Consider the following 12245-nt stretch of genomic DNA (forward strand, 5'->3'; position numbering starts at 1 on the left):
CTTCGCTGAAGGCCGGGTGACCCTCTATGACGCACGCTAATGAAGAGAAGCTGGTCGACTATCTGAGGCGAGTGGCAGGCGATCTGCACGAAACGCGTCAGCGGCTGCGCGAGTTGGAGGACCGCTCCCAGGAGCCGGTGGCCGTGGTCGGCATGGCCTGCCGCTACCCGGGCGGGGCCGACTCGCCCGAGAAGCTGTGGCGGCTTCTCGCCTCCGGCGCGCACGCCATGGGGGAGTTTCCGGCCGACCGCGGCTGGGACCTGGAGGGACTCTTCCACCCGGACCCGGACCACCCCGGCACCAGCCATGCCCGCGAGGGCGGTTTCCTCTACGACGCCGACCGGTTCGACCCCGAGTTCTTCGGGATCAGCCCGCGTGAGGCACTGGCCATCGACCCCCAGCAGCGGCTGCTGCTGGAGGTGTCCTGGGAGCTGCTCGAACGCGCCGGAATCGACCCGCTCTCGCTGAAGGGCACCTCGACGGGCGTGTACGCCGGGACCGCGCTTCCCGGCTTCGGCACCCCGCACATCGAGAAGAGCGCCGAGGGCTATCTGGTCACGGGCAACGCGCCCAGTGTGCTCTCCGGCCGGGTGGCGTACACCCTCGGTCTGGAGGGCCCGGCGGTCACGGTGGACACCGCGTGCTCGTCCTCGCTGGTGTCGATGCATCTGGCGGCGCAGGCGTTGCGGCAGGGGGAGTGCACCCTGGCGCTGGCCGGCGGGGTGACGGTGATGGCCATCCCGAACGTCTTCACCGAGTTCTCCCGGCAGCGCGGGCTGGCCCCCGACGGCCGGTGCAAGGCGTTCTCCGCCGACGCCGACGGCACCGCCTTCTCCGAGGGCGTCGGCCTGGTGCTGCTGGAGCGGCTGTCCGACGCACGCCGCAACGGCCATCAGGTGCTCGCGGTGATCCGGGGCTCGGCCATCAACCAGGACGGCGCCTCCAACGGCCTGACCGCGCCCAACGGCCCCTCCCAACAGCGCGTCATCCTCCAGGCGTTGGCGAACGCACGGCTGTCCCCGGCCGAGGTGGACGTGGTGGAGGCACATGGCACCGGAACCCGCCTCGGCGATCCGATCGAAGCCCACGCGCTGATCACCACCTACGGCCGGGACCGGTCCGGGGACCGGCCGCTGTGGCTGGGGTCGGTCAAGTCCAACATCGGGCACACCCAGGGCGCCGCGGGCGTGGCCGGCATCATCAAGATGATCATGGCGATGCGGCAGGAGACGCTGCCCGCCACTTTGCACGTCGACCAGCCCACGCCGCATGTCGCATGGGACACCGGCGCCGTGCGCCTGCTCACCGAAGCCGTCGACTGGCCACGTGGCGAGCGGCCCCGCCGGGCGGCGGTGTCCTCCTTCGGAATCTCCGGGACCAACGCCCATCTGCTGCTCGAACAGCCCCCCGCCGACGAGTCATCCGCCCGGGACCGGACCCCCGGTCCGACCGCCGTGGACACCACGGCATCGGTCGGCCACGTGGTGCCGTGGGTGATGCCCTGGGCGGTGCCCTGGGTGGTGCCCTGGGTGGTGTCCGCCCGCACCGGCCAGGCGTTACGGGACCAGGCAGCGGCACTCGTCGCGCATCTCACCGCCCACCCCGGGCTGCCCGTGGCCGATGTGGGCTGGTCGCTCGCCCGGACCCGCTCGGCCTTCGAACACCGGGCCGTGGCCATCGGCGAGGACCGCGACGAACTGCTCGCCGCCGTGCGGGCCCTGGCCGAGGGCCGGAGCCACCCCGGGCTGACCCGGGCCACGGCGGCGACCTGCTCCGGCGGCACCGCCTTCATGTTCACCGGGCAGGGCAGCCAGCGGTCCGGTATGGGCCGTGAGCTGTACCGGACCTTCGAGGTGTTCGCCGCCGCGCTCGACGACGCCTGTGCCCATCTGGACCCGCTGCTCGGCCGCCCGCTGCGCGACATCCTCTTCGCGGCCGAGGACACCGACGAGGCGCGGGCCCTGCACGGCACCGGTGTGACCCAGGCGGCCCTCTTCGCCCTGGAGACCGCGCTCTTCCGGCTCGTCGAGTCGTTCGGCCTCACCCCGTCGTTCCTCACCGGCCACTCCGTCGGCGAGCTGGTGGCCGCGCAGGTGGCGGGCGTGCTGTCCCTTCCCGACGCCTGCGAACTGGTGGCCGCCCGCGGCCGGCTGATGCAGGCGCTGCCGTCCGGCGGCGCCATGGCCGCCATCGAAGCCACCGAGGAACAGGTCCTCCCCCTGCTGGCCGGCCGTGCCGACCGCGTGGCGCTCGCCGCGGTCAACGGCCCCAGCTCGGTGGTCGTATCCGGAGCCACGGAGGACGTCGACGAGATCGCCCGCACCCTGAAGGAGCGCGGGCACCGCACCAAGCGGCTCCGCGTCAGCCACGCCTTCCACTCGCCCCTGCTCCATCCCATGCTCGACGACTTCCGCGACGTGGCGCGGCGGCTCACCTACCACGCACCGCGCATCCCGGTGATCTCCAACGTCACCGGCCGGCCGGCCGACCCCGAGCAGCTCCGCGACCCCGAGTACTGGGTACGCCACGTCAGCGCGCCCGTACGGTTCCACGACGGTCTGCGCACCCTGCACGGCGAAGGCGTGACGCGCTACCTCGAACTCGGCCCGGACGCCGTCCTCACCACCATGGCCCAGGACGCCCTGGCCGCCGTGACATCCCCCGCCGATGCCTCCGCCGCGCCTGACAACTCCGACACCCCTTCCGACACCCCTGTCGCCGCGCCCGTGTTCGCCACCGCCCTGCGCCCGGGCCGCGACGAGCCCCGTACGCTGCTGACCGCACTGGCCCTGACGCACATCGACGGCGGCACGGTCGACTTCGCCGCCGCCCTCCCCAAGGACGCGGGCCGTGTCGACCTGCCCACCTACCGGTTCCAGCGGCAGCGGTACTGGCGGCCCGTCCCGAACGCCACCGCCGACGTACGCGCCGTCGGTCTCGGCCCGACCGGTCATCCCCTGCTCCAGGCCGCCGTGGAGACACCCGACGGCGGGCTACTGCTCACCGGCCGGGTGTCCACACACGCTCACGCCTGGCTCGCCGACCACACCATCGCGGACAGCGTGCCCCTGCCCGGTACGGCCCTGCTGGAGCTGGCCCTCCTCGCCGCCGCGCACACCGGCTGCGAGCTGCTCGACGACCTCACCCTGGAGACGCCGCTGATCCTGCCCGCCTCCGGTGCGGTACGGATCCAGCTCGCCGTCACCGCACCCGATGAAACCGGACGACGGGCCGTCACCATCGCCTCGCGCCCCGCCGACGAGGGCGGCGACGCCTTGGACGCCCCGGCCGCCTGGCGCCATCACGCCACCGGCGTACTGGCCGACCAGGTCACGCCACCGCCCCACGACGGACCGCAAGCCACGGCCTGGCCACCCGCCGGGGCCGCCCCGGTCGACGTGGCGGACCTGTACGAGCGGCTGACCGCGCAGGGCTACACCTACGGGCCCGCCTTCCGTGGCCTGCACACCGCATGGCGGCTCGGCGAGGAGATGTTCGCCGAGGTGCGCCTGGCCCCGGAACAGCGCGGCGAGGCGGACGGCTACGGACTGCACCCCGCCCTGCTCGACAGCGCCCTGCACCCGGTGGAAGAGCTCTTCGGCGGCGACCACGCGCCGGACGGCGCCGAGGGGACCGTCAGGCTGCCGTTCTCCTTCAGCGGGGTACGGCTCTTCGCCACCGGCCCCACCCGGTTGCGCGTGCGCATCACCCCCACCGCCCCGGGCACCGTCACGCTGCGGCTGACCGACGACCACGGCGCGCCCGTGGCCACCATCGACGCCCTCGGGCTGCGGGAGGTCTCCGCCGACCGCTGGCGCTCCGCCCGCTCCGCCACGGCCGACACCCCGTTGTACCGCCTGGACTGGCAGCCGTATCCGGTCTCCGCCGACTCGGCCCCGCCGACGGCGAGTTGGGCGCTCGTCGGACCCCGACATTGGGACCCGGACCTCCCGGCATATCCGGACCTGGCCGCCCTGCGGGCCGCCCTCGACGGCGGACAGCCCGCCCCCGACGTCGTCGTCCTCGCATGCTCCGGCGCACCGGACACCGCAACGCCCCCGGACGAGACGCCCACCCGTGTACGCGCGGTGGTCCATGACGTCCTTGGCACGCTGCGCACCTGGCTGACGGACGAGCGGTTCAGTGGGGCCCGGCTGGTCATCGCCACCCGCGGCGCGGTCGCCACCGGCGCCGGGGACGCCCCCGCCGACCTGGCCACCGCGCCCGTATGGGGTCTGGTCCGCGCCGCCCAGGCCGAACACCCGGAGCGCATCCTGCTGCTCGACCTGGACGACGACACCGCGTCGCGCGATGTCCTGCGCACCGCCCTTCCGGCCGCCGTCGCCGGTGCCGAATCCGAGGTGGCGGTACGGGCGGGAACGGCCCATGTGCCCCGTCTGGTCAAGGTCCGCCCCGACGAGGACACTCCGCCCCGCGTCCCCCATCAGGACACCCCGCCCCGCGCCCTCGACCCGGACGGCACGGCGCTGATCACCGGTGGCACCGGAGCGCTGGGCCGGCTGGTCGCCCGGCATCTGGTCACCGCACATGGCGTCCGCCACCTGCTGCTGGTCAGCCGGCGCGGGGGCATCACGGGGGACATCGACGCGTTCGCGGACGAGCTGACCGCGCTGGGCGCGACGGACGTACGCATCGCCGCGTGTGACGCCGCCGACCCCGAGGCGCTGGCCGCGCTGCTCGCCACCCTCCCCGCGGCGCATCCGCTGACGGCCGTCATCCACGCCGCGGGGGTGCTCGACGACGGCGTGGTCACCGCCATGACGCCCGAGCAACTCGACACCGTACTGGCCCCGAAGCTGGACGCGGCATGGCATCTGCACCGGCTGACCCGGAACATGGATCCGGCAGCGTTCGTGATGTTCTCCTCCGCCGCCTCCATCATGGGCAACGGCGGCCAGGCCAACTATGCCGCGGCCAACATGTTCCTCAACGCCCTCGCCGAGCACCGCCGCGCCGAGGGGCGGACGGCCCATACGCTGGCCTGGGGGCTGCTGGCGTCCGCGGGTGGCATGACCGGCCACCTGGAGGACGCCGACCTCGCCCGGATGGCCCGCTCCGGGATCGCCCCGGTCTCAGGCGAGCAGGCGCTCACGCTGCTCGACACGGCGCTCACCACCGACCACCCCACCCTCGTCCCCGCGCGTTTCGACCTCGCGGCGCTGCGCACCCGGGCCGCCGCCGGGCCACTTCCGCCCGTGCTGCGACGGCTGGTGCATGTCCCCACGCGGGCCGCGCGGAACACCGGGACGAGCTCCTTGTCCGGGCGGCTCGCCGGGCTGCCCACCGAGGAACAGGACCGGCTCATCGGAGAGCTGGTACGCGACCAGGTCGCCACCGTGCTGGCCCACCCCGCACCGGAGGCCATCGAACTGGGCAGGGCCTTCCAGGACCTCGGCTTCGACTCGCTGACCGCGCTGGACCTGCGCAACCGGCTCAACGCGGCCACCGGCACCCGGATCCCGGCCACCGTCATCTTCGACTATCCGACCCCCGACGCCCTGGTGCGCTTCCTGCGCGAGCGGCTGGTCGGGAGCGCGGCCGAGACACCGCTTCCGCCGACGGCCACCCTCGTGGCGGCGGAAGACGACCCGATCGCCATCGTCGGCATGGCCTGCCGCTATCCGGGCGGCGTCGGCTCCCCCGAGGAGCTGTGGCGGCTGGTGGCCGAGGGCGTTGACGCGATCGGGGAGTTTCCCGCGGACCGCGGCTGGGACCTCGCGGGCCTCTTCGACCCGGACCCGGACCACACCGGCACCAGCTACGCCCGCGAGGGCGGATTCCTCTACGAGGCCCCGCGGTTCGACGCCGAGTTCTTCGGGATCTCCCCGCGCGAGGCACTGGCCACCGACCCTCAGCAGCGGCTGCTGCTGGAGACCGCGTGGCAGGCGTTCGAGAGCGCGGGCATCGACCCGGTGAGCCTGCGGGGCAGCCGGAGCGCGGTGATCACCGGGGTCATGTACGACGACTACGGCAGCCGCTTCCTGGGCCGCACCCCGGAGGGCGTCGAGGGCCGTCTGATGACCGGCAGCACACCGAGCATCGCCTCCGGCCGGGTGGCGTTCACCTTCGGGCTGGAGGGGCCCGCGGTGACGGTGGACACGGCGTGTTCCTCGTCGCTGGTGGCCATGCATTTCGCGGCACAGGCCCTGCGGCAGGGAGAGTGCACCCTGGCCCTGGCCGGCGGGGTGACGGTGATGGCCACACCGAACACCTTCGTGGAGTTCTCGCGGCAGCGCGGACTGGCCCCGGACGGCCGCTGCAAGCCGTTCGCCGCGGCGGCCGACGGCACCGGCTGGGGCGAGGGCATCGGCCTGCTCGTCCTGGAGCGACTGTCGGACGCGCGCCGCAACGGCCGTGAGGTGCTGGCGGTTATCCGTGGTTCGGCCGTCAACCAGGATGGCGCCTCCAACGGCCTGACCGCCCCGAACGGGCCCTCCCAGCAGCGGGTGATCCGCCAGGCCCTGGCCACCGCACGCCTCTCCCCGGTGGACGTCGACGTGGTGGAGGCCCATGGCACGGGCACCACGCTCGGCGACCCCATCGAGGCCCAGGCGCTGCTGGCCACATACGGGCAGGAGCGGCCCGAGGGACGTCCGCTGTGGCTCGGCTCCATCAAGTCCAACATCGGGCACACCCAGGCCGCCGCGGGCGTGGCGGGTGTGATCAAGATGGTGATGGCCATGCGCCACGGTCTGTTGCCCGCCTCCCTCCACATCAACACACCCAGCCCGCATGTGGAATGGGACGACGACGGAGTGCGGCTGCTGACCGAGGCGGTCGAGTGGCCATGGGCCGAACGGCCCCGGCGGGCGGGCGTCTCCTCCTTCGGCATCAGCGGCACCAACGCCCATGTGATCCTCGAACAGGCCCCCGACCAGGCCCGGCACACCGAGCGCGAGCCCGAACCAGACGGACCCCGGGTGGTGCCCTGGGTGCTGTCCGCGCGGGGCGCCAATGCACTCCGGGACCAGGCGCGGGCGCTGGCCGCGCGGCTGGCCACCGACCCCACGGCCTCGCCCGTCGAGGTGGGCTGGTCCCTCATCCGCTCCCGCACCCTCTTCGACCACCGCGCCGTGGTGGTCGGCGAGAGCCACGCCGAACTGATGGCGGCTGTCGAGGCGTTGGCGGCCGACGAGACCCACCCGGGCGTGGTGCACACGGGCACGGCCGCCACCACGGGCGGCGCGGGCCCGGTGCTGGTCTTCCCCGGCCAGGGCTCCCAGTGGATCGGGATGGGTGCCGGACTGCTGGACGCCTCGCCGGTGTTCGCCGCCCGGGTGGCGGAGTGCGAACGAGCGCTCGCACCCCACGTCGACTGGTCGCTCACCGACGTGCTGCGCGGCGTGGACGGCGCGGGTGATCTGAGCCGGGTGGATGTGGTGCAGCCCGTCCTGTGGGCGGTGATGGTGTCCCTGGCCGCCGTGTGGGCGGGCCACGGGGTGCGGCCCGCCGCCGTCGTGGGCCACAGCCAGGGCGAGATCGCCGCCGCCTGCGTGGCCGGGGCGCTCACCGTCGAGGACGGCGCCCGGATCGTCGCCCTTCGCAGCCGCGCGCTGCGCCAACTGGCCGGCGGCGGGGCCATGGCCTCCCTCGGCGTAGGTGAGGAACAGGCCACGGAGCTGCTGTCCGGGCTCGGCGACCGCGCCGCAGCCGTGGTCGTGGCCGCCGTGAACGGTCCCGCCTCCACTGTGGTGTCCGGTCCGCCGGAGCACGTGGCCGCCGCCGTGGCCGCCTGCCGTGACATCGGGGAACGCGCCCGGACGATCGAGGTGGACTACGCCTCGCACAGTCCCCAGGTCGACGAGATCGCCGAGGAACTCACCGGACTCCTCAGGGGAGTTGAGCCGGTCGGGGCGTCCGGGTCCGGTGTTGTCTTCTACTCCACCGTGACCGGTGGCCGGGCCGATGCCTCCGTCCTGGACACGGGCTATTGGGTGCGGAATCTGCGCGAGCGGGTGCGGTTCGCCGAGACGATTCAGGCGCTGCTGGCCGATGGCCACCGGGTGTTCATCGAGGCCAGCACCCACCCCGTCCTCACGGTCGGCATGCAGGAGAGCTTCGAGGAGGCGGGCGTTCCCGCCGCCACCGTACCGACCCTGCGCCGGGACCACGGCGATCTCGCCCAGCTGGTGCGGTCGCTCGCCCAGGCGTTCACCGCGGGAGCCGAGGTCGACTGGACCACCCTGGTCCCCGCCGACCCCGCGCCCCGCACGGTGCCGCTGCCCACCTACGCCTTCCAACGTGAGCGCTACTGGCTCGAAGGCACCCCCGGCCGGGGCGGCGACCCCGTCGACCTCGGCCTGGTCTCCGCCGATCACCCGCTGCTCGGCGCGGCCGTGGAGCTCGCCGACGGCAGCGCCCATCTGCTCACCGGACGGCTGACGGCCGGTGGCGGCGAGGGCTGGCTCGGCGAACACGTGGTGGCGGGCGCCCGGCTGGTGCCGGGCGCGGCCCAGATCGAATGGGCGCTGCGGGCCGCCGACGAGGCGGGCTGCGGCACGGTCGAGGAACTCGCCCTGCAGGTCCCGCTCGTCCTCCCCGGCACCGGCGGGCTGCGCGTCCAGGTGGTGGTGGGCGAGGCCGCCGACGACGGCCGCCGCGACGTAAGGGTGTACTCCCGGCCCGACCGCGACACCGAAACCACCGCTGACCCGGTCTGGGTGTGCCATGCGGTCGGCGTACTCGGCCCGCACGGTGAACCGGCACCCCAGCCCAACGGAGCCTGGCCCCCGGCGGGCGCGGAGCCGGTGGACACGGACGGCTTCTACGAGCGTGCCGAGGCCGCCGGATACGGATACGGGCCCGCGTTCCAGGGCGTACGGAAGCTGTGGCGCGACGGCGCGGATGTGCTGGCCGAGGTGGCGCTGCCCGAAGCGGCGGGCGACCGGGCCGGATTCGGCATCCACCCGGCGCTGCTGGACGCCGCGCTGCACCCGGCGGGCATGCTCACCGCCGGAACCGAGCAGGAGCGCGGCACCGGCCAGGTCTGGCTGCCGTTCACCTGGAACGGAGTGTCGCTGTGGGCCGCCGGAGCGACCACCGTACGCGTCCGGCTGTCCCCGCGTGAGCAGGGCCCGGACGGCGAGCGGGCGCTGCGGCTGACCGTGGCCGACGCCGTCGGCGACCCGGTCCTGACGGTCGACTCGCTGGTGCTGCGCCCCGCCCGTGCGGATCAGTTGCGGACCGCCGGCCGAGGCGCCGTGGACGGGCTGTTCACCCTCGACTGGATCCCGCTCCCCGAGGCGGCGCCCGGCGCTGACACGGGGCTGCCCGAGCCGGTGGCCGGGGACGGCGGCTGGGTGGCGCTGGGCTCCGAGGGCGCGGAGTTGGGCCTGTTGCCGGGCGTGGTCCGGCACCCGGAGCTGGAGTCGCTGGTCGCCGCGCTCGACGCGGGAACACCCGCGCCCTCGGTGGCGCTGACCGCCGTACCGGCCTCGAAGACGGCCATGGACATCGGGGCCACCGAAGCCGATGCCCTGACGGCCGTGGGACGGACCCTGGACCTGCTGCGGGGCTGGCTGGCCGAACCCCGGCTGGCCGAGAGCCGCTTGGTGGTGGTGACACACGGTGCGGTCGCCGCCGGTGGCCCGGTGGCGGAGGATCCCGACGCCGGGGCCGTGGACGCGGCCGGTGCCGCGGTGTGGGGGCTGCTGCGCAGCGCACAGGCGGAGAACCCGGAGCGGTTCGTCCTGCTCGACCGCGATCCGCACGGCGCGCCCGACGCCGACGAGATCGGCGCGGCGGTGCTGGGCGGTGTGCTGAGGGCCGTCGCCCTGGACGAACCGCAGGTGGCGGTGGGTTCCGGCCGGGTGTGGGCGCCCCGTCTGATCCGTGCGGGCGGCCCCGGCAGCGGTGGCCTGGTGGGCCCGGTGGGACAGCCCGCGTGGCGACTCGCCGTGCGCGGCGCGTCCACCGTTGACAATGTGACGCCCGTGCCGTGTGCCGAGGCGCTGGAGCCGCTGGGGCCGGGAGAGGTCCGGATCGCGGTGCACGCGGCGGGCATGAACTTCCGCGATGCGCTCATCGTCGTCGGGATGTACCCCGGAGGCGGGGTGTTCCGCGGCAGCGAGGGCGCGGGCATCGTCGTGGACATCGGCCCGGAGGTGACCGGACTCGCGGTGGGCGACCGGGTCATGGGCCTGTTCGAGGGCGCGTTCGGCCCGTGGGCGGTGGCGGACGCGCGCATGGTCGTGCCGATCCCCGACGGCTGGAGCTTCCGGCAGGGCGCCGCTGTACCGGTGGTGTTCCTCACCGCCTGGTACGGGCTGGTGGACCTGGCCGGGCTGCGGGACGGCGAAACGGTGCTGATCCACGCCGCGACCGGCGGTGTCGGCATGGCGGCGGTGCAGATCGCCCGCCACTTGGGCGCCGAGGTCTATGCCACGGCCGGACCCGGCAAGCACGGGGTGCTCGAGGAGATGGGCATCGATCAGGCGCATCGCGCCTCCTCGCGCGACCTGGACTTCGAGGAGGTGTTCCGCGAGGCCACCGGCGGACGTGGCGTCGATGTGGTGCTCAACAGCCTCGCCGGACCGTATGTCGACGCCTCCCTGCGGCTGCTGGCCGACGGCGGGCGGCTCTCCGAGATGGGCAAGACCGACATCCGCGACCCGGAACACCTCGCGGCCACGCATCCGGGCGTCCGCTACCGCGCCTTCGACCTGGTCCCCGACGCCGGGCCGGACCGCATCGGGGAGATGCTGCGCGAATTGAGCGAGCTGTTCGCGGCCGGAGTGCTGCGGCCCGCCCCCGTACGGCCCTGGCCGCTCAGCCGGGCAAGGGACGCGCTACGGCACCTGAGCCAGGCCAAGCACACCGGCAAACTGGTGCTCGACGTACCCGCCGCGGTCGACCCGGACGGCACGGTGCTGATCACGGGCGGCACCGGCACCCTGGGCGCCCACATCGCCGAACACCTCGTCCGCACCTGGGGGATCGGCCATCTGCTGCTGGTGAGCAGGCGGGGGCCGGACGCTCCGGGCGCCCGCGACCTGGCCGCCCGGCTGGAGGAGCTGGGCGCGCGGGTGCGCCTCGCGGCGGCGGATGTCACCGACGCCACGGCGGTGGCGGATCTGGTGGCGGGCATCGACCCCGATCATCCGCTGACCGGAGTCATCCACGCCACCGGTGTGCTGGACGACGCGGTGGTGACCTCACAGACCCCCGAACGGCTGGCGCGGGTCTGGACCGCCAAGGCCACGGCCGCGGCCCATCTGCACGCGGCCACGGCCCATCTGCGGCTCGGCATGTTCGTCCTCTTCTCCTCCGCCGCGGGCACACTCGGCAGCCCCGGACAGGGCAACTACGCGGCGGCCAACGCCTTTTGCGACGCACTCGCCGCCCATCGGCGGGCCGTCGGGCTGCCCGGCGTATCGATCGCCTGGGGCCTGTGGGCCGACGCCAGCGGGATGACCGGACACCTGGCCGAGGCGGATCTGGCCCGGATGTCGCGTACCGGCGTCGCCGCCCTGAGCACCCGGCACGGCCTGGCCCTGCTCGACGCCGCCGTCCAGCATGGTGGTGACCATCTGGTCGCCGCCCACGTGGACACCCGCACCCTCGCCGCACTGCCCGCCGACAGCCTGCCCGCCACGCTGCGCGCCCTGGCCGCCACGGGCGGCGGCGGTGGCGGCACCGGGCGGCGCACCGCGGCGGCGGCCGGGGAAGGCCGCCAGGTCGACTGGGGCGCCCGGCTCGCGGGCCTGTCCACGGCCGAACGGCACCGACTCGTGCTCAACCTGGTCCGGGGCCACGCCGCCACGGTCCTCGGACACGCCGATGTGGACGCGGTACAGGCCGAGGCCAGCTTCAAGGAGCTGGGCTTCGACTCCCTGACCGCCGTCGAACTGCGCAACCGGCTCGCCGCCGCCACCGGTCTGCGGCTGCCCGCCGCCCTCGTCTTCGACTATCCGGAAGCGGCCGTGCTCGCCGACTACCTGCTGGAACGGCTCGCACCCGGCGACGGAGCCGCGCCGGGCCGGGACGCCGTGGACCCGGTCCTGGGCGAGCTGGCCAGGCTGGACACCACCCTGGCCGCCCTCGTCACGGACGACGAAGGCCGGCAGCGGATCGCCAAACGGCTGGGCGCCTTGCTGGCGACATGGAACGGCGGCGGGTCCGGCGCCCCGGCCGACGCGACCGACTTCGATGCCCTCGAAGCCGCCTCTGACGACGAGATGTTCGAGCTCATTGACCGTGAACTGCCCTGATGGAGGCGCGGAACT

1 protein-coding gene is annotated in these 12245 nt (G+C 74.2%); it reads left to right on the forward strand.

What is annotated here, in order from left to right:
* The first annotated feature begins 26 nt into the window (after window positions 1-26).
* Entirely contained in the window at window positions 27-12230 is a 12204-nt protein-coding gene (locus STRVI_RS52715) for a type I polyketide synthase (RefSeq protein WP_014057116.1), read from the forward strand.
* The last annotated feature ends 15 nt before the right edge of the window (window positions 12231-12245 follow it).

Source organism: Streptomyces violaceusniger Tu 4113 (assembly GCF_000147815.2).
GTDB classification, from domain to species: Bacteria; Actinomycetota; Actinomycetes; order Streptomycetales; family Streptomycetaceae; genus Streptomyces; species Streptomyces violaceusniger_A.

Excerpts from the sequence above, each read along its gene's own strand:
- STRVI_RS52715 (WP_014057116.1), top strand. The coding sequence starts at position 27 with ATGACGCACGCTAATGAAGAGAAGCTGGTCGACTATCTGAGGCGAGTG.